Raw genomic sequence first — 18,856 nt, 5'->3', positions numbered from 1 at the left:
TCGTGCGAATTCGCGAAATTCGTGGCAACACATTTTTTTTCAATCCTTTTAATCTGCGAAATCTGTGGCAAAAAAAATAATACAAATAAAAATTACCATGCAGCACTGGGATATACTTTTATCAAATCAAGTAAATAAAAAGAAATTAATAGACAATATATTAAATGGCGAAGCAACTGGAGAATTAGCCGTTTTTAACAATCAAAAAGGAATACTTTTTTCTGACATAGCCATTGAAAAATTTATAGAAAAAGAATTTCAATATGACAGCGTTGAAGCTTCGCCAGATTCGCATAGACAGCTTCGAACATTTTCTTCTGGCGAACGTAAAAAAGAGTTTTTAAAATACTGTATTAATCAAAAACCCGATTACATTATTTTCGACAATCCTTTTGATCATTTGGATCAAGCTTCGCGAGTAGTTTTAGCCAATTCATTAAAGGACTTAACCAATGATATTGCAATTATCCAGCTTTTAAATCGTACGGTTGATGTTCTTGAATTTGTGCCAAATAAAGCTCAAATTAAAGACAACACATTCGAATTGCATCCATTTAAAAAAGCCGAAAATCATTTCAAAACGTTAAATACAACTGCAATTCCAAAAGCAACAGAAACTCATACTTTTCCGGGAAACGAATTAATCAGACTTGAAAATGTTTCGGTAAGTTATGACGAAAGAAAGATTCTTAACAACATTTCTTGGGCAATCAAACAAGGTGAATTCTGGCAGTTAGTCGGTCCAAATGGTTCCGGAAAAAGCACTATTTTATCCTTGATTACAGGAGACAATCCAAAGGGCTTTGGACAAAATCTGGTTTTATTTGGAAGAAAAAAAGGAACCGGAGAAAGTGTTTGGGATATAAAGAAACAAATCGGGATTTACGCGACCTCTATGATGGATTTGTTTCAAAAAGGACATACATTGGAGCAAATGATCCTTTCAGGATTCTTTGACCAGATTGGGCTTTATACTGAACCAACAACACATCAAAAGAATATCGTGACGCAATGGCTTGAAGTTATCGAAATGACACATTTACGCAAAAAACGTTTCATTGATCTTTCTATCGGACAGCAGCGTGTTGCATTAATTGTTCGCGCCGTTTTAAAACATCCGCCATTATTGATTTTAGATGAACCTGTAGAAGGTTTAGACGACGAAAATGTAGATTTGGTAATTCAGCTTATCAACACCATAAAACAAGAAACTAACGTTTCTATACTGTATGTTTCACATCGTATAGAATCGGGCCTTGCTCCTACTTCTGTCTTTGAACTTTTAGCAACTGAAACTGGTTCAATCGGAAAAATAAAATATCACTCAGAATTAAATTAAATGAAAATAAAATTTGCCGTATTTCTCCTTTTACAGTTAATCTTGATTTCGTGTTCTGGCACAATTTCAACAGTAAAAAAAGAATATACTTTAAGTACATCAAAAGAAATAAAATCTGATTGGACAATTAATTCTAAAGAATGGATTCTAAAAAATGACACTCTTACAGGAAATGGTTCTCTTTCGCCTTGGGGAGTTTTGGTTTCAAAAAAACAGCTTCCAAAGAATTATGAAATCAATTTGAAAGTCAATATGACCAACGCATCTTTATTCGAAATCATGCTCAATTTAGATAAAGGAAAATACATTAGAACCTACTTATATCAAATTGACAAAAACATTGTAATTGGCGATGGAGTCTATGATAAAAAAGACGATTCGTATGGAAAAAGAGGCGGAAAAACCTTATTTAGAAAGCCAATGCAATTAGAAAATAATAAATGGTATTCTGTAAAAATTAGAGTTCAAAACAGCCAATTATACTTTTCTGTTGACGATAAAACAAGTTTAGAATGCTCTCTTGAAAAAAGCAATCTAAACCAAAAAGGAAAATTAGGTTTCATAAGCAATGGAGAAATCAAAATAACCGATTTAAAAATCAAATATATTAAGAATTAAACTGATAAAAACAAAATTTACCATATCGTATAATAAGACAAAGTATATCTGTAGAGACGCACCGCAGTGCGTCTAACGTATTGTAGATATTCGTTGCGGAGACGCACTGCAGTGCGCCTCTACAGAATATTGGAACGATAAAATAAAAAAAGCTCCTTTCGGGAGCTTTTTTTATTTTATATAAGAATTATCTAATTTTCTAATTGCCAAATTATCTAATTAATTTTCATCTTCCGTGTTATGCGACTTCACATAATTACGCCATTTCTCGATACAATCTTGAAAATCCTGAGGCAATTCTGTATCAAAACGCATTAATTCTCCCGTATTTGGGTGAACAAATCCAAGCGTTTTAGCATGCAGCGCTTGACGTGGTAAAGCTTTAAAACAATTCTCAATAAACTGTTTGTATTTTGTAAAAGTTGTTCCTTTCAAAATCAAATGACCGCCGTAACGCTCATCATTAAATAACGGATGACCAATATGCTTCATATGAGCACGAATCTGGTGTGTTCTTCCTGTTTCCAATTTACAAGAAATAAGAGTTACATAACCAAAACGCTCCAAAACTTTATAATGCGTAATAGCAGGTTTTCCAATTTCTGGATCATCAAAAACGGCCATTTGCATTCTGTCTTTCAAATGTCTTGCTAAGTTTCCTTCAATTGTACTACTGTCAGCCACAACATTTCCCCAAACTAGAGCAATATACTCACGTTCAGTAGTTTTAGCTTCAAATTGCTTTGCTAAATGCGTCATAGCAGCTTCCGTTTTAGCCACAACCAAAAGACCAGAAGTATCTTTATCAATTCTATGAACCAAACCTGGGCGCTCGCTACTGTTCATTGGCAGATTTTCAAAATGAAAAGCCAAAGCGTTCACCAACGTTCCAGTATAATTTCCGTGACCTGGGTGTACTACCAATCCCGGTGGCTTATTGATAAGCAATAACGCATCATCCTCATAAACAATATCCAACGGAATATCTTCTGGATCTACCCTATTCTCAAACGGAGGATGCGACAACATAACCGTTATTACATCAAAAGGTTTTACTTTGTAATTTGATTTTACCGGAATATCATTCACAAAAATATTTCCGTTAGTTGCCGCATTCTGAATCTTATTTCGTGTGGCATTCGGAATCAAATACATCAAATATTTGTCAATACGCAAAAACGCCTGACCTTTTGGGACTTCAAATCTGTAGTGCTCAAATAATTCGTCTTCCAGATCTAAATTTTCTTCAATATTATTGTTCATCATTTGGGGTTTCTGCAGGCACCGCAGTACTATCTGTCGCCTGACTATCATCTACATAACTTGCTTTTCCGTCTCCTAGAACCAAATCAATTTTAGAAGCTTTAAGCACTCTATCACCTACTTTTAAGTTTCTTCCTTTTAAACGCATTTCCAAAACCATATCTTTTCCAAGGTTCGGAATATACGTAATCGTTCCTGGCTCAAGACCTAGCGCTTTTAACGTCGGCACAGCCTCACGATATGTTTTCTCGATCAAATCTGGAATTTTCACAGAAGAAAAACCAGAAGCATTAATCTTGATATAAATTTTTCTACCCACTTTTACCATTGTTCCTGGCAACGGATCTTGCTCAACAACACTATATTTAGGGTATTCACTTCTGTAATCAACACTATCCAAAAGAACGTAATCCAAATCCAATTCGTCCAATTTGTTTTCCACTTGTTCCTCAGTCAATTTAGACAAATTCGGAACTGCAATTTCGTGTCCGTGATCAGTCGTAAAAGTTAACCAATGCATAAATAAATAACCAATAACCGCAATAATAGCTGCGGCCGCAAGCAATTGCAAGAAAAAAACTCGGCTTGTTAAATACTGACGTAAACTCATAAATTTATTTTTAATAGCGACAAAGATAAAGTATTTCGTTTCAAAAAAAATGATAATTTTGTTTAAAACAAAGAACTTTGGAATTTGGAATTTTTAAAATTCTCGATTTCAAATTTCAGGAGCCATTTCCTGCTATCCGCTGTATCTTTTGCGCCGAACCCCGGCACAAAAGGATGCCGCTTCTATCAGGGCTAGGACAATCTATTTCATAAGAACGTTATTTATTAAAAAATCATATATTCAATAAAGTTTCAAAACAGATTTGAACGATTTACCGCAAAACCTGAAACTTGAAACAAATTAAAACCTGAAACAAAAACATGAAAAACATTGCCATCATCATGGGCGGCTATTCCAGCGAATACAAAATATCTTTAATTAGCGGGAATGTCGTGTATCAATATCTTGACAAAACAAAATACAACGGATTCCGTATTCACATTTTCAAAGAAAAATGGGTTTATGTAGACGAAAATGAAGCCGAATTTCCAATTGATAGAAATGATTTTTCAGTTACAGTAAACGGTGAGAAAATCACATTTGATTGTGTTTTCAATGCCATTCACGGAACTCCAGGCGAAGACGGATTAATGCAAGCGTATTTCGAATTAATCGGAATGCCACAATCTTCTTGCGATTATTACCAATCGGCCTTAACATTCAATAAAAGAGATTTATTATCTGTTTTAAAACCATACGGAATCAAAACAGCAATTTCTTATTATTTGAACAAAGGTGACGAAATCAATACTGCAGAAATCGTTAAAAAAGTAGGATTGCCATGTTTCGTAAAACCAAACAAAGCAGGTTCTAGTTTCGGAATCTCAAAAGTAAAAACCGAAGCAGAATTACCAATTGCAATTGAAGTAGCGTATAAAGAAGACAACGAAATCATCATTGAAAGCTTCCTTGACGGAACTGAAGTTTCTGTGGGAGTTATCAATTACAAAGGAGAAGTTATCGTTTTACCAATTACAGAAATTGTATCAGACAATGATTTCTTCGATTACGAAGCCAAATACGAAGGAAAATCACAAGAAATTACGCCAGCCAGAATCTCTGACGAACTGACTAAAAAAGTATCAGAAACTGCAAAACGTGCTTACGAAGTTTTAAAAATGAGAGGTTTCTCAAGAAGCGAGTTCATCATTGTAAACGGCGAACCACACATGTTGGAAATGAACACTATTCCAGGTTTAACAACAGAAAGTTTGATTCCGCAACAAGCAAAAGCAGCCGGAATTTCTCTAGAAGATCTATTTACAAATGCAATTGAATTAGCTTTAAAATAGATGCTAAGATACTGAGGTGCTAAGATTCTAAGATTTTAGCACCTTATTTTTTTAAATAATTTAATTTTTACCTCTCTGAACCTTAACAAAATATGCTTTTTCTAGTAGGAACTCGGGATTCAAATGTAAAAAACGGGGTAATTTCAAATGAAAAATGTCCCAAATGCGAGATTGAAAACACATTGCATTTTAGTATATACAAAAAGTATACTCATATTACTATGATTCCTCTTTTTCCTGTCGGGAAATATGTAAATATACAATGTGGTAACTGTCAAACTTTATTTGATTACGATGATTTATCTTCCAGCGCACAAGAAAAATTACAGAATGAAAAATTAGAAAATTCAATTTGGATGTTTTCGGGAAGCATTATAATGCTTTTAGTTATTATTTATGGCATAAACGTTTATATTAACAACAATAAGAAAACTGCAGATTTAATAAAAAAACCAGAAGTTGGAGATGTATATAATTTAAAATTTTCTAATGGTTATTATTCAACCATGAAAATAGATAAAATAACAACCGACAGCATTTTTACAACACATAATGATTTTGATGCTTATCTACCTTATGAAGTAGATGATTTAGATAAAAAAGAAAACTATTCAGTTCGAAAAGTATCTTATTCAAAAAAAGCAATCATTGAACTTTATGAAAATAATGAAATAATAAAAATCAGACGAGCTAAATCCCCATTGGAAGCTGAAGAATTTGAATACAAAATTCCAGTAACAAAATAAAAACTTAGTATCTTAGAATCTTAGCAACTTAGAATCTTAAAAAAAATGCGAAAAGCCATATTCCCAGGATCATTTGACCCAATTACATTAGGTCACGAAGACATCATTAAAAGAGCTATTCCTTTATTTGATGAAATTGTAATTGCCATTGGTGTCAATGCCGAAAAAAAATACATGTTTTCACTAGAAGAAAGAAAACGTTTCATTGAAGAAACCTTCAAAGACGAACCAAAAGTTTCAGTTATTACTTATGAAGGTTTAACAATTGATTTAGCAAAAAAACTAAAGGCCAATTTCATTCTAAGAGGTCTTCGCAACCCTGCCGATTTCGAATTTGAAAAAGCTATCGCGCATACCAACAGAAAACTTTCGAAAATAGAAACCGTTTTCTTGCTGACAGCTGCAAGTACCTCATTTATCAGTTCGAGCATTGTCCGCGATGTATTGCGTCATGGTGGTGAATATGAGATGCTGGTTCCAGATGCGGTTAGGGTTAAGAAATAAATTATTCAAAAACCGATACAATACAGATAAATCTTATATTTTTACCAAAAAAATGAAAAAAATATTTTTTGCATTACTATTACTTTCTGTTAGTAATAATTTATTATCTCAAAGCGTACATGCAACAGTTTCTAGTGGCGCTCATTTAGTAGCAACAACTGATTGGTCTAAATTTAATACTAAAAACATATTGGTAGAAAAAGTAGATGGAACCAAGAAAAAAATATACACCTCCCCTTTTAGAGCTTTTAATCCAACTGCAATGCTAGTCGAAGGAATAGATAGTGATTTTGAACAAGGTTCTTACGTTAAAGTTTATGTATTGAAACCAAAAAGAACTGAACTAATATCCACTCCTATACAAGCTACAGTAAATAGTGGTCCTCATCTAGAAAAAACAACAGATTGGTCTATATATAGTGGAAGAAATATATTGGTAGAAGAAATTAATGGAATGAATCAAAATGTCTATAAGACTACAACCAGCTGGAATTATAATCCAAACGCAATGGCAGTTCCCTCATTAGAGAATGATTATCCTCAAGGAACTGCTGTTAATGTATACATAATTGAGGACCTTAACTTTCTGAATAATAATGTTGGTATTGGCACCAACGTACCTGCTTATAAACTAGATGTGTGCGGGACAATAAGAGCCAAAGAAATAAAAGTTGATTTACAAGGCGGATGTGATTTTGTTTTCGAAAAAGATTATAAATTATTGGAATTAAATGAACTCGAATCTTATGTTACAACCAATAAACATCTTCCCGAAATAGATTCTGAAAAAACGATGATTGAAAATGGACTTAACATGAAAGATTTTCAATTGAAATTATTACAAAAAATAGAAGAACTGACACTTTATACAATTCAGCAAAATAAAGAAATAAACAATCTAAAAAAGAAGGTTAGTTCATTAGAGTCCAAAAATAAAAGAAAATAATTTTTTAGTTTTCTATTGTCTATCTCAGTTATTAAAACAACAAACTTGCCAGCGAAGCAAATTATAAGTAATTTCGCATTTTTAAAACAAACAACAAATAATGAGTATCGAGAGAGAATTAAGCAAACGAAGCGGATCTAAATGTGAACTTTGCGGTAATGAAGAAAATTTAAAAGTTTATCAAGTTTTGCCAACTAGAAAAGGCGGAATTGACGAAGCTGTATTAGCCTGTAACACTTGTATTGACCAAATTGAAAATCCAGATAATGTAGATTTAAATCACTGGAGATGTCTTAACGACAGCATGTGGAACGAAAATATCCCTGTACAAGTAGTAGCTTGGAGAATGTTAAGCCGTATGCGCGCTGCAGGATGGCCACAGGAGTTACTAGATATGATGTATCTTGATGACGAAACTCTAGAATGGGCAAAAGCAACTGGAGAAGGCGAAGATGACGAAAACAAATTAGTTCACCGCGACAGTAACGGCGTAGTGCTACAACATGGTGACTCGGTTGTTTTAATCAAAGATCTTAAAGTAAAAGGATCAAGCATGGTTGCCAAACAAGGAACTGCTGTGAGAAACATTCGTTTAGACCACGAAAATGCTGAATACATTGAAGGAAAAGTAGACGGACAACAGATTGTAATTATCACGCAATATGTGAAGAAGATTTAATTTTTTAAGTTGCTAAGGTTCTGAGATGCTAAGATTCTAAGTTTTTTTAAAATACTAGCAATTTAACCGCAAAGCACACAATGATTTACGCAAAGTTCGCAAAGTTTTGTCCACAAAGCTTTGCGAACTTTGCGCTTTTATAAAGCCTTATATAAAAATACTTTGCGCACTTTGCGCTAAAACTATACATAAAGTACATATAAAACTTGACACAAAAAAAGCCCGCTCATAAAACTGAACGGGCTTTTTTATATTATTCTAACAATAAACTATTTCTGGAATAATTTACTGATTTGGTCTTTTACGAATGGCTCAGAAACATTGTTTGTATCTGCGTCTCTTTCTTTGCTAGAAACCATAAATTGTACAGTTGCTTTGTCTGGAACAACGTTTCCTGTGTAGTGTAACCAAATGTAGTTATTTGGCAACTCTAATTTGATATCATACAAAGGCGTTGCTGTAAATCCTCCAACAATAATATTGTAAAGGTTGTTGTAGGCATTATCGATGTTTTTGAAAGAGAATTTTCTTAAGTTAGAAGAGTCCTCATCGCTTTGGATAATAGTATAATATACCGTGTACTCATCTCCAATTTTTTGGATGTAATTGTTATTCACTTTTCCTAATTTCTCAACAGGAACTGTCTCTAGAACTTTAACTTGTCCAAATGATACAAAGCTAACGAACAGAATGGCAAGGGTAATAATGTTTTTCATACTGAATTTGGGGTTTACAATTTTACTGTAGCAAAAAAACATAGAATTATTGAAAAAACACCTATCAAATCATTATTTTTTTAACATAAAATTGTAAAACTTAGCCGCACAATTCTAAACTACTGAAATACAATAAAATAAATATTAAAAATCTAAATTTCAATCTCCATATCTACATCTTGCTTCTTACATCTTTACTCTAATAATCAGAAATCAGTACTTCCCTCTCTTCTCATCTTCTTCTTTCTTGATGACATTACGGGCAACTTCGATTTTAAACTTCTTGCCTTTCATTTTTTCATCTTTAATATTTTTCAAAAGATCTTTTACTTTATTGTACTTTACAGCTGCAAACGAAACAAAATCTTTAACTTCAATCAAACCTAAATCGTCTTTTTCCAGTTTTCCTTTTTGAGAAAAGAATCCAACGATATCAAATTTGTTCAGTTTTGTTTTCTTTCCGCCACTGATATAAATAGTCTGAAATTTAGGCGGACTTGGAAGCGAAACTTTTCCTTCCACATCAAAAACCTCCATTTCGTAATCAATGTAATCCAATTGTTTTTCACTTTCGTGAATGATAATGTAAGCCGTTCCCGTTGCCTGCATACGTGCTGTACGCCCATTACGATGCGTAAACTCGTCTTCTTTTAACGGAAGATGATAATGGATAACATGTTTCATTTCAGGAATATCCAAACCTCTCGCCGCCAAATCTGTAGTAACCAAATACGTCACACTACCGTTTCTAAACTGAATTAAAGCTCTCTCACGCTCATCCTGATCCATTCCGCCATGATAATACACCGAATAGATTCCTTTTTCGTTTAAAGTATCGCTGATACGTTCTGCAGCATCTCTGTGATTACAAAAGATAATAGCCGATTCTGATTTCAGAGAACAAATCAAATTGAATAAACTCTGCAGTTTATCTTTTGCTGGCGAAATCACCATTTTCATAGAAAGATTTGCCTTTTCTTCTTCCTCTGGAATAAAATCTAGAATAGTTGGATTTACGACTCTCGTGTATTTCGGAATCTCAATATCTGAAGTTGCTGAAACTAAAACTCTTTTATTGACTTTTGGCAATCGGCCAATAATAAAAGACATCTGTTCATGAAACCCTAATTGAAGCGATTTATCAAATTCGTCCAAAATTAAAGTCTGGATTTTATCGGTTCTAAAAGATTCTCTGTCAATATGATCGGCAATTCTTCCAGGCGTTCCAATTAAAACCGCTGGCGGATTGCTTAAATTTTTCATTTCGGTTTCAATCGAGTGTCCACCGTAACAAATATTTACTTTGTACTGCGTTCCCATTTTCTTCCAAACCTGTTCAATCTGAAGTCCCAATTCGCGTGACGGAACCAAAATCAAACATTGAACAGATAAGATTTCTGGCTGCAATAATTCTAAAACTGGAAGCAAAAATGCTAATGTTTTTCCAGATCCTGTTGGAGAGAGCAACAAAACGTTGTTATCATTCAGAATAACGTCATGAGCAGTTTCCTGCATCTCGTTGAGGCTCTGAATCCCTAAATTCGAAAGTATATCGTTGGAATGGTGTTTTTTCATGCTGCAAAAGTAGACAAAAATAGTGGGCAGTTTACAGTTTTTAGTGTTCAGATTTGAATGCTGTTGAATTTTGTTTCTCGCAGATTTTGCAGATCAAGCAGATTAAATCCCAAATATTAAAATAAAAAATCCGCAAAATCTGCAAAATCTGCGAGACAAAAATAACTGCAAAGCATATCAACTTGAAACCTGAAACTTGAAACAAAAAACTTTATATTTGATTCCTATTAAAACCAAAACCATGAAACTTTTTATATTTCTCTTTTCACTTTTCACGATAACTATTTCTGCTCAAAACAACAAAAAATACGATACGTTTTTTGAGAAAGGAAACGGAAATCAATCTGCTTCTTATCAGGAAACTATCGCTTATTGGAAGATGCTGGCTGCTGATTTTCCAACCATTCAAATGAAAGAAATGGGATTGACCGATTCTGGCGAACCTTTGCACATGATTACCTTTAATCCTGACAAGGAATTTGATTTTGATAAGATCCAGAAAACCAAAGCTGTTTTGTTTGTAAATAACGGAATCCACGCTGGAGAACCTGACGGAATTGACGCCACAATGCAATTCTACAGAGATTTGGCAACAGGAAAAATGAAAGCGCCAAAAAATACTGTTTTGGTTACCATTCCAGTTTATAATATTGGTGGTGCTTTAAACCGAAATTCGACAACGCGCGCCAACCAAGACGGACCAGAAATTTATGGTTTTAGAGGAAATGCTAGAAACTACGATTTGAACCGCGATTTAATGAAATCGGATACTCGAAATACGAAGAGTTTTGTAGAAATTTTCCAGAAAATAAACGCCGATGTTTTTATCGATAATCACGTGAGCAACGGTTCTGATTATCAATACAAACTGACGTACATCATGACACAGCACAACAAACTGGGAACGGTTTTGGGTGATTTTATGAATAACGAAATGATGCCAGCTGTGGTAAAAGATCTTCAGAAAAAGAAAATCGAAACTACGCCTTATGTCGATTCGTTTAAAGATACGCCAGACAAAGGTTTTGGGCAGTTTGTTGATAGCCCGCGATATACAACGGGTTACACTTCTTTATTTAATACGATTGGTTTTGTGGTCGAAACACACATGTTGAAAAAATATGGCGAACGTGTAAAAATGACCTACGAATACATGAAATCGACTTTGGATTTTACCGATGCGAACTATCAAAAAATTAAAGATTTAAGAGTAAAAAACTTAGAACAATATCAGCCTAAAAAATCATACACTTTAAAATGGGAATTGGACAGCACAAAAGCGACCACTTTTTCGTTTTTAGGTTATGAAGCAGGTTATAAAAAAAGCGACGCTACAACTGGAAATCGTTTGTATTATGACCGAAGCAAACCGTATAAAAAAGATGTTCCGTACATCAAAGAATTTAAATCGCTTAAAGAAGTTATGATTCCTACGGCTTATATTGTTCCGAGAGGGTATTGGAATATTATTGATCTTTTGAAAAACAATAATATCTCATTTAAACCAATTAAAAACGATACGATTATAGAAGTCGAAAGCTACAGAATTGCCGATTATAAAACCGTTCCGTCTGCTTACGAAGGACATTATATACATAGAAATACAACCGTAACTTCTAAAATCGTTAAAATGGCTTTCGCCAAAGGAGATTACATCGTACCAACCAACCAAAAAGGCGTAAAATATCTTGTAGAAGCTTTTGAACCAGAAGGCGTAGATTCGTTCTTTAACTGGAATTTCTTTGATCCAATTTTACAGCAAAAAGAACATTACTCTGAGTATATTTTTGAAGATACTGCCGGACAACTTTTAAAAGAAAATCCAACTCTAAAAGCAGAATTAGAAGCTAAAAAACAATCCGATTCTGCGTTTGCTAAAAATCCTGAAGCACAATTGGATTGGATTTACAAGCATTCTGTTTATTATGAAAAGGCGCATATGCAGTATCCTGTTTATCGAGTTTTGTAGATTTTTTTTAACGCAAAGTGCGCTAAGTTTTTTTAATTAAAAACCTCGAAAGTAAATTCGAGGTTTTTAATCTATAAATAATTATCCTAACTTTTCTTTGGTTCTTTTGTAAAAATAAATGGCACTTCCAACTATCAAAACAATCAGTATTGGGTAAAAATAATTTATGACATAATATGTGTCACCTATATTTAAGTTAAAAAGTAATCTGAGAAATAAAAATAAACAAAAAGCACGATGCCAATTGTTAAGAACACTAAAAATCTATTCTTCATTTTCTGTCATTATTAAATTATTTAAAAAAGCATTAAACATTGTAAACTAACCAAATTCTTTATCTTAAATAGCTGACAAGTTAAGAAACTTTGATATCCCGTTTTTGTTTTTTCACTATTGCTATGACGTAAATTGATGATATTACAAACACGGTTAAAGGGAGTAAAAAAGCACTGTGTATGTTCTGGTAATTATTCACAAGTCCTGTAACGTAAACCTGATAAACCAATAACAATACAAAACAACCCAAGAGAACTTTATAATTCCTACTTATTAAAAACAAAATAAGCAGAAAAAATACAGGTATAATTGATAACCCTTCCCAAAATATTCCAAATGCCATGCTACTGAAAAGGTCGTTCAAAAATTGGTAGAAATAAATCAGCAGCAGAGCAATGGTTGGAACCCCATTCTCTTGAACCCCGAAGATTAATAGAAAAGAAATCATTGCGATGAATCTTGCAACTTTTAAATTTATTGACATGTTCTATTTGTTTTAGGTGCGTTAGCTGTTGTAATAATATAATTTGTAGGCGTAATTAATATGTCAGCGACCATCGCGAACATAATCTAACCCACTCTAATACAAAAAGATCACGAACGAGACGCTCGCATCAGCAGCGGAAGCAAACTCGATTATATCAACTTTGTAGTTTTAGCAAACAAACAAAATCAATTCGATTATAACTGACAACAAACAACTTGAGTGGTTAAAAGGTCAGAAAAAAATTAACGGCGTTCTTATCGGTTTTACAGACTATACCTCCCTATTCAAAAAAAAGCAGCTAGTTAAAAAACAATAGACCTTAAGAATATTCTCAAGGCCTATTGTTTTTAATTAATCACTACCTCTCTATTTATAAAAATATACTATACGTACGGTTTTAGTTAATCCGTTTTTCTTTTAAAAAATAGTGTGGTAAAAAATACTAGACTACCAATTAATAGAAAAAATAAACTAAAATAAAAGTAGTTTATAATGTAATAGTTTTCGTAGTAAGGAATAATGTAAAAATATTCATTACTAAAGAAAAAATAAACTGTAAGAATAATACAGACACTCACAAACGCAACATAGAATTTAGTTGTTGTTCTCATTTTATATTATACTATTATTAAAAAATGCATTAAACATAGTGAAATACCCTAAATAGATGTCACCGAAACTTATATCATTAATTACATTATTCATTAACACATGAGGCATTTTATTATACAAAAGCTTTTCTTCAACAATTATTTCGATATCACTAATTAACTCATCAATCGTTCGTTTATCTAATTTTGCCTTTTCTAATTCTTCAATTTGCGATTTAGAAAAAAAAGGTTCAGGTGGATGCCAACCTTTTCTAATTGCATAATAGGGCACTAAAATACTAAGATATAAAGTAATTGAGTATAATTCTCCTCCTTCAAAAACATTTAAATAAAAAGTGTAACACCTATCTTGATTGGAGTCTAACCTTGAAAAGTCCTCAAAATCTTTCAAAATTATATCTTTTTCAAACTCTTTTTTTATATTCTCTCGAATAGCTAAATTAGTTTTAGAATCAAAAAAATCAATTAAAGATTGTAACCTTTTAAATTCTGAGGTCTGCAAATATTTTTCTTTCTCATTCCAAGGGCAAATATTCTTCGGGTAATAAAGATACAATTGCCTTAATAAAATCTCATTTATCATATTTAAAATTTAGTCACAAAGCCCAGTTGCACTTGCATTTGTTTTATAATTTGTTGCTGGCAGTGGAGATGCACTATTGAAGTTCACAGTACCACCATTAGTGTAAGTTCTGTATTCTGATATCAACAATTGCTGAAACTCCAGGCGCAAAGTTAAATCAGATACATTTGTTCGCCCATACTTTTTTACAATTTCTCCCATAACTTTATCAAGTACCATTGCAGAAACCGTTGCTGCGGCACCCCCACTTATATCGCCATTTCCTTTATTCAAATTTATTGGCATTCCAAAAAGAATTGGTTGAGGATAAGATACTACGTGATTAATTGTAAGACCTTTATTGTCTAGAAGTATTACTCTAAAATATACATTTTTAACTAAAGATTCTTGCCAATTTGCTCCAACCTTAGATGTAAAATTAAAACTTTCACAACTAGGAGGTGTATCATCATCTACTGTCGGTGTTGATGGAGTAGAGCCACCAGCAACACCACCACCTGTTGTTGGGCCTCCACTTGGTGGGGCATCACTTCCTCCACTGCAATATAACAATTTTATTGGTGTAAAAGTACCTCCCTCGCTCCAATAACCTATAAAAGTACAGTCGTAAAATTCTTCACGCATTTTCGAAGTCGTTGCCAGCCTAACATTTTTTCCATTCTTATATTCTATTGCTGTAGCATTCTTGGTAAGCAAATCTTGAGTGAAAATTTTACCATTAAAATTATTTGCCACACCATTAAAAGTAGAAGTTTTGTCTAAACTATCAGGATTCTCATTAGCCGCGAATATCTGAACATAATACGTTTTAAAGTTATTAGGATCATTTTTTATAAACACCAAACGGTGATGAACATTGTTTAATGTTCCATTTTCATTTGAAGTGCTTAAATTTTCTTTGAGTGTAAAAGGCACTTCAATTACCTCTCCATCCTTGCCGTTTGACACTATGGCATTTTCCCACTGCAAATTGTCAATGTATTGCAGAATCGAAGCATTGTATTCTGACTCATGATTATTGAACCAACTTCTTGCTTCGGCTGATGGCTCGACATTTCCATTAATACTGCTGCCTTCAAAGGTACAGCTTGTCATTAAAAGGATGCACACTAAAAGCATGCCGCCTATTAGGCTTGTAAATTTTTTCATAACAATATGGTTAAATAGTTTAATTCCTACAAACATAAATTTTATTTTTAAATATTAAGAAAAAACTTATATTATTTTTATGAAATTTATTAAAACCCCACGCTAGCGCGAGCGTCCCGCTCGTGAACGCAATCTAAGTCAAAACTAAAATGTACGAGCAAGACGCTCGCGTCAGCGACAATAAACCAAACAAAAAAGCCTAATAAAAACAACTTTTATTAGGCTTTTCTATATTCCAGAAAGAATAAAAACTTATTTATCCTTCAATACTTTTTCTAAAAACTCCACTTTATCTTTTTCTGCTTGAACCAAACGTTCGTAAAGTTTTTTATTTTCTTCGTAAGCTTCAATCAATTTATCTAAAGGATTAAAAGTGCAATTATTATTAGTTCCGAAATTAGTCCCGTTACTATTATCATAGAAATTATTGAAATAATTAATTGCTGCTTCTTCTGAAAAGTTTTTAAGCGCTTCAACATTTACTCCCAAAGCTTTTGCAATCTGTTTTAGCTTTTCATCATCTATCGTTTCACTATTTTCTAAAGCAGATATAGCTTGTTGGTTTGTTCCTAAAGCCTGTGCCAAAGCTTCTTGCTTCATGTCACGAAGTTCACGAATACGGCTTATTTTTCTTCCTATATGGCTTGGTTTTGATAGTGTGCTCATAATTGTAATGTATTGCTTATTAAACAAAAGTACGATTTTTGAGATATGAAATTAAAATAGTTTCTAAGTTTCTGAGATTCTAAGTGAAACTTTGTCAAATTAAATAAATCTAAAAAACCGAATACTAATCCTACTTTAATTTGTATTTTCGTTTTACTTAACTTCTAACTTATATTTTATGTCATTTCAAGGATACCTAAAAACAATCAAAGAAAAAACAGGAAATGGTCCAGCTGAGTTTAGAACTCTAGCTGAACAAAAAGGATTTACCGCAAACGGAGAATTAAAACCAGAAGTAAAAGCTGGAGATATTGTCAATTGGCTTAAAAATGATTTTAGCTTAGGGCAAGGGCATGCAATGGCAATTTACGCACTGCTTAAAGGCATTAAAAACGAAGAAAGCGAATAAAATTTAAGTAAAAAAAATCAAGAATTTTAATTTTATAATTATACAAGCCACAAAGAAATGGGACTATTCGATAATCTTTTTAAAAAGAAAGAAGAAAAAACAGAATCAACTACTAATCAGCAAAATGTTGGTAAACATTTTACCTCTGAAAATGATTTTTTAGAGAAATATGGAGCATCGGCTTTAGAAAAACAAAGAAATCTCTATGCGGTAACAGGCGGACTTTCTTGGAATGTTAATATGGATGCTGAAGAAATTACTTTTGGTGATGATCTTACTTTTCCAATGCAAGTTTTGGGTTCATTTTCACATTCTTCGGAAACTTGGCTTTGGCTTTGGGACAACAAAGCGGGCGGTTATGCAGAATCTGTTATGCAACAAGCACTTTCATTAAAAAAATACGGGGAAGAAAATAATATTGATTTATTGAGTGTTGGAAAATTTGACGCTGTTCCGAATGATTTACATCTTATTGGAATGGTTGCTACTACAATGTTTGATTTGAGCGGTTATTATCTTGGAAATTACGGTCAAGGAACAATGGTTGTCACCCTTAAAGATGATTCGATTGACAATACTAAAAGTGAGGAATTCGCTAGAATTTTGACTGTTTTCCCAGAATTGATTTCGACTTTTGAAATTCAAAATCATAAAAATGCTTTTACCAATTATCTTTCTCAAAAAGGTTTTGAATTGAGTTCAAACGGAAATGAAATTAAAGCCGAAAAGAATGGAAATGTTATTAATGCTGTTTTTAATGACGATAATCTTTTGACAAGCTTAAATGGTAATTCTTAAAACTCAGAATAACTAAATAACATAAACGATCTTCTGAAACCGAGTGCCCGCGTGAGGGATAGAAGCAGGCTACCGAAGTAGCGCGGATAGCCCGACAGCAATAAAAAAAAGACCCAATGAACGCAAAGTTGATTGGGTCTTTTTTTTATTGGTGGCACGCCCAAATGAATTGTTAATCTTCAATTTTTAATCCCGATAGCTATCGGGACAAATTCTAATTTAGAAACTTTAAATATCTTTTATTTTGGAATCTGGACCTGAGCGATAAGCAATTGGCGCACCGATTTTTTCTATTGTTTTATTTTCTTCTTCAAACAATAATTTTATGTTTTCGTAAGAGTTTTTAAGTGCTTCTTTGATTTGTTCTGGGTTTAACCACGCTACTTTTTCGATTCCTTCTTCTAATTGTCCGTGTGGTGTTCCTTCAAAATCGGAAAACATTTCGAACCAATGCGTGATTTTAAGTTTGTATTTTCCGTTGCGTTTAAAGATATGATAGGTTTTTTGAAGTTTATTCGTAATACGAAGCTGGTTTACTCCTGTCTCCTCCTCTACCTCACGCATAGCCGTCGTTTCGATGTCTTCCCCTTTCTCGATTCCGCCTTTTGGCAGATCCCATTTTCCGTTTCTAAAGATAAACAAGACTTCGCCTTTCTTGTTATAGACAAAGCCTCCGCCCGCTTTATTTACCGGAATCTTGGCTTTTAGGGTTTTCATCATCTCACTTTCGTCGGGATGATATAGAATGGCTTTTTGAATTTTATTTTGAAAAATTTTTATAATAAGCTGTTCGATATCAATACTCTCCAACAAGAACAATTGGAAATCTGTTTCTTTCGAGATTTCATTTGTCAAAAAAAGTGGTTTGTCGTTTACAAAAACTTTATACATTTGTATTATGATTTTTAATAAAGATACTGCCGAAAAAACAGCCGAATTGCTTTTGCAAATAAATGCAATTAAATTGAATCCCGAAAATCCTTTTACGTGGGCTTCTGGTTGGAAATCTCCTATTTACTGTGATAATAGGTTAATTCTTTCATTTCCGAGCATCAGAAACTATGTTCGTGATGAGTTTGCTAAAAACATCGAAAAACAATTTGGAAAACCTGATGTGATTGCTGGTGTTGCTACTGGAGCCATTGGAGTTGGAATTTTGGTTGCCGAAAGTTTAGGTCTTCCGTTCGTATACGTGCGTCCAGAACCTAAAAAACATGGTAGACAAAACCAAGTTGAAGGTTTTTTACAAAAAGGACAAAATGTTGTAGTTGTCGAAGACTTAATCAGTACTGGAAAAAGCAGTTTGCTGGCTGTTGAAGCTTTAAGAAACGAAGGTGCCAATATTAAAGGTATGGCAGCTGTGTTTACTTACGGTTTTGGCGTTGCCGAAGAAAACTTCAAAGAAGCTAATGTTGATTTATTTACATTGAGTAACTACGAAAACCTATTAGACTTAGCAGTTCAGAAACAATACATCACAGAAGATCAGCAATCTACTCTTCAAGAATGGAGCGTAAGCCCATCTACTTGGGGACAGGAGTAAGATTTTAGATTTTAGATTTTAGATTTTAAAGTCGCTTTGCTCCTTTTGGAATTTGGGATTTTAAAATTGGAATTTAA

The 18,856-nt window shown here is 33.2% G+C and carries 20 protein-coding genes; 11 read left to right on the top strand and 9 right to left on the bottom strand.

Features of this window, described 5'->3' with window-relative positions:
- Positions 1-97: 97 nt before the first annotated feature.
- Together DMA14_RS08200 and DMA14_RS08195 are read left to right on the top strand one after the other, a co-directional pair.
- Complete coding sequence (locus DMA14_RS08200) at positions 98-1,339, top strand: ATP-binding cassette domain-containing protein (RefSeq protein ID WP_111424319.1); 1,242 nt, start codon at positions 98-100, stop codon at positions 1,337-1,339.
- Entirely contained in the window at positions 1,340-1,957 is a 618-nt protein-coding gene (locus DMA14_RS08195; protein ID WP_111424254.1) for a family 16 glycoside hydrolase, read from the top strand.
- Positions 1,958-2,176: 219 nt separating this feature from the next.
- Here DMA14_RS08195 and DMA14_RS08190 read toward each other — a convergent pair whose 3' ends face one another.
- A complete protein-coding gene (locus tag DMA14_RS08190; protein WP_111424253.1) occupies positions 2,177-3,220 on the bottom strand; it encodes an RluA family pseudouridine synthase in 1,044 nt (347 codons plus the stop codon).
- Positions 3,210-3,830, bottom strand: coding sequence for a PASTA domain-containing protein (locus DMA14_RS08185; protein WP_111424252.1), 621 nt, complete (start codon positions 3,828-3,830; stop codon positions 3,210-3,212). Before DMA14_RS08185 ends, DMA14_RS08190 begins: the two co-directional genes overlap by 11 nt.
- Positions 3,831-4,150: 320 nt before the next feature.
- On the opposite strand from DMA14_RS08185, the gene DMA14_RS08180 reads away from it, so the two are divergent.
- From DMA14_RS08180 to DMA14_RS08160, 5 genes are all read left to right on the top strand, one after another.
- Complete coding sequence (locus DMA14_RS08180; protein ID WP_111424251.1) at positions 4,151-5,122, top strand: D-alanine--D-alanine ligase; 972 nt, start codon at positions 4,151-4,153, stop codon at positions 5,120-5,122.
- 92 nt (positions 5,123-5,214) lie between these two features.
- Positions 5,215-5,868, top strand: coding sequence for a zinc ribbon domain-containing protein (locus tag DMA14_RS08175; protein WP_111424250.1), 654 nt, complete (start codon positions 5,215-5,217; stop codon positions 5,866-5,868).
- Between the two features lie 45 nt (positions 5,869-5,913).
- Positions 5,914-6,372, top strand: coding sequence for a pantetheine-phosphate adenylyltransferase (gene coaD, locus DMA14_RS08170; protein WP_111424249.1), 459 nt, complete (start codon positions 5,914-5,916; stop codon positions 6,370-6,372).
- Positions 6,373-6,424: 52 nt separating this feature from the next.
- The gene (locus DMA14_RS08165) at positions 6,425-7,318 is read left to right on the top strand and encodes a hypothetical protein (RefSeq protein WP_157957691.1); all 894 of its coding nucleotides are present in this window, start codon (positions 6,425-6,427) and stop codon (positions 7,316-7,318) included.
- A gap of 100 nt (positions 7,319-7,418) precedes the next feature.
- On the top strand, positions 7,419-7,997 hold the full coding sequence (locus tag DMA14_RS08160) for a PhnA domain-containing protein (protein ID WP_111424247.1): 579 nt from the start codon (positions 7,419-7,421) through the stop codon (positions 7,995-7,997).
- A gap of 269 nt (positions 7,998-8,266) precedes the next feature.
- Here DMA14_RS08160 and DMA14_RS08155 read toward each other — a convergent pair whose 3' ends face one another.
- Both DMA14_RS08155 and DMA14_RS08150 read right to left on the bottom strand, forming a co-directional pair.
- Positions 8,267-8,713 (bottom strand): hypothetical protein, encoded by a 447-nt coding sequence (locus tag DMA14_RS08155; protein ID WP_111424246.1) that lies wholly within the window; start codon positions 8,711-8,713, stop codon positions 8,267-8,269.
- 213 nt (positions 8,714-8,926) lie between these two features.
- The gene (locus DMA14_RS08150; RefSeq protein ID WP_111424245.1) at positions 8,927-10,288 is read right to left on the bottom strand and encodes a DEAD/DEAH box helicase; all 1,362 of its coding nucleotides are present in this window, start codon (positions 10,286-10,288) and stop codon (positions 8,927-8,929) included.
- 241 nt (positions 10,289-10,529) lie between these two features.
- Here DMA14_RS08150 and DMA14_RS08145 point away from each other — a divergent pair, with 241 nt between their 5' ends.
- Complete coding sequence (locus DMA14_RS08145; RefSeq protein ID WP_111424244.1) at positions 10,530-12,257, top strand: M14 family metallopeptidase; 1,728 nt, start codon at positions 10,530-10,532, stop codon at positions 12,255-12,257.
- A 355-nt stretch (positions 12,258-12,612) separates the two neighbouring features.
- Here the strand turns inward: DMA14_RS08145 and DMA14_RS08140 are convergent, their stop codons facing one another.
- The 4 genes from DMA14_RS08140 to DMA14_RS08125 form a co-directional block, all read right to left on the bottom strand.
- Positions 12,613-13,017 carry a hypothetical protein gene (locus DMA14_RS08140; RefSeq protein ID WP_111424243.1) on the bottom strand — a complete coding sequence of 135 codons (405 nt, stop codon included), beginning with the start codon at positions 13,015-13,017 and terminating at the stop codon, positions 12,613-12,615.
- Positions 13,018-13,632: 615 nt separating this feature from the next.
- The gene (locus DMA14_RS08135; RefSeq protein ID WP_111424242.1) at positions 13,633-14,214 is read right to left on the bottom strand and encodes a hypothetical protein; all 582 of its coding nucleotides are present in this window, start codon (positions 14,212-14,214) and stop codon (positions 13,633-13,635) included.
- Between the two features lie 9 nt (positions 14,215-14,223).
- Positions 14,224-15,363, bottom strand: a complete 1,140-nt coding sequence (locus tag DMA14_RS08130; protein WP_157957690.1) for a hypothetical protein — start codon at positions 15,361-15,363, stop codon at positions 14,224-14,226.
- Positions 15,364-15,615: 252 nt separating this feature from the next.
- On the bottom strand, positions 15,616-16,029 hold the full coding sequence (locus DMA14_RS08125; RefSeq protein ID WP_111424240.1) for a helix-turn-helix domain-containing protein: 414 nt from the start codon (positions 16,027-16,029) through the stop codon (positions 15,616-15,618).
- Between the two features lie 178 nt (positions 16,030-16,207).
- On the opposite strand from DMA14_RS08125, the gene DMA14_RS08120 reads away from it, so the two are divergent.
- Both DMA14_RS08120 and DMA14_RS08115 read left to right on the top strand, forming a co-directional pair.
- Complete coding sequence (locus DMA14_RS08120; RefSeq protein ID WP_111424239.1) at positions 16,208-16,438, top strand: DUF4287 domain-containing protein; 231 nt, start codon at positions 16,208-16,210, stop codon at positions 16,436-16,438.
- Positions 16,439-16,495: 57 nt separating this feature from the next.
- Positions 16,496-17,236 carry a DUF6882 domain-containing protein gene (locus DMA14_RS08115; RefSeq protein WP_111424238.1) on the top strand — a complete coding sequence of 247 codons (741 nt, stop codon included), beginning with the start codon at positions 16,496-16,498 and terminating at the stop codon, positions 17,234-17,236.
- A gap of 228 nt (positions 17,237-17,464) precedes the next feature.
- Here DMA14_RS08115 and DMA14_RS08110 read toward each other — a convergent pair whose 3' ends face one another.
- A complete protein-coding gene (locus DMA14_RS08110) occupies positions 17,465-18,127 on the bottom strand; it encodes an NUDIX hydrolase (protein WP_111424237.1) in 663 nt (220 codons plus the stop codon).
- Between the two features lie 7 nt (positions 18,128-18,134).
- Here DMA14_RS08110 and pyrE point away from each other — a divergent pair, with 7 nt between their 5' ends.
- Positions 18,135-18,779 (top strand): orotate phosphoribosyltransferase, encoded by a 645-nt coding sequence (gene pyrE, locus DMA14_RS08105; protein WP_012024670.1) that lies wholly within the window; start codon positions 18,135-18,137, stop codon positions 18,777-18,779.
- The last annotated feature ends 77 nt before the right edge of the window (positions 18,780-18,856 follow it).

The sequence above is a fragment of the Flavobacterium sharifuzzamanii genome (assembly GCF_003254585.1).
Lineage (GTDB): Bacteria > Bacteroidota > Bacteroidia > Flavobacteriales > Flavobacteriaceae > Flavobacterium > Flavobacterium sharifuzzamanii.
The sequence above is the reverse complement of the archived record's forward strand: the minus strand, read 5'-3'. Positions and strand labels throughout refer to the sequence as shown.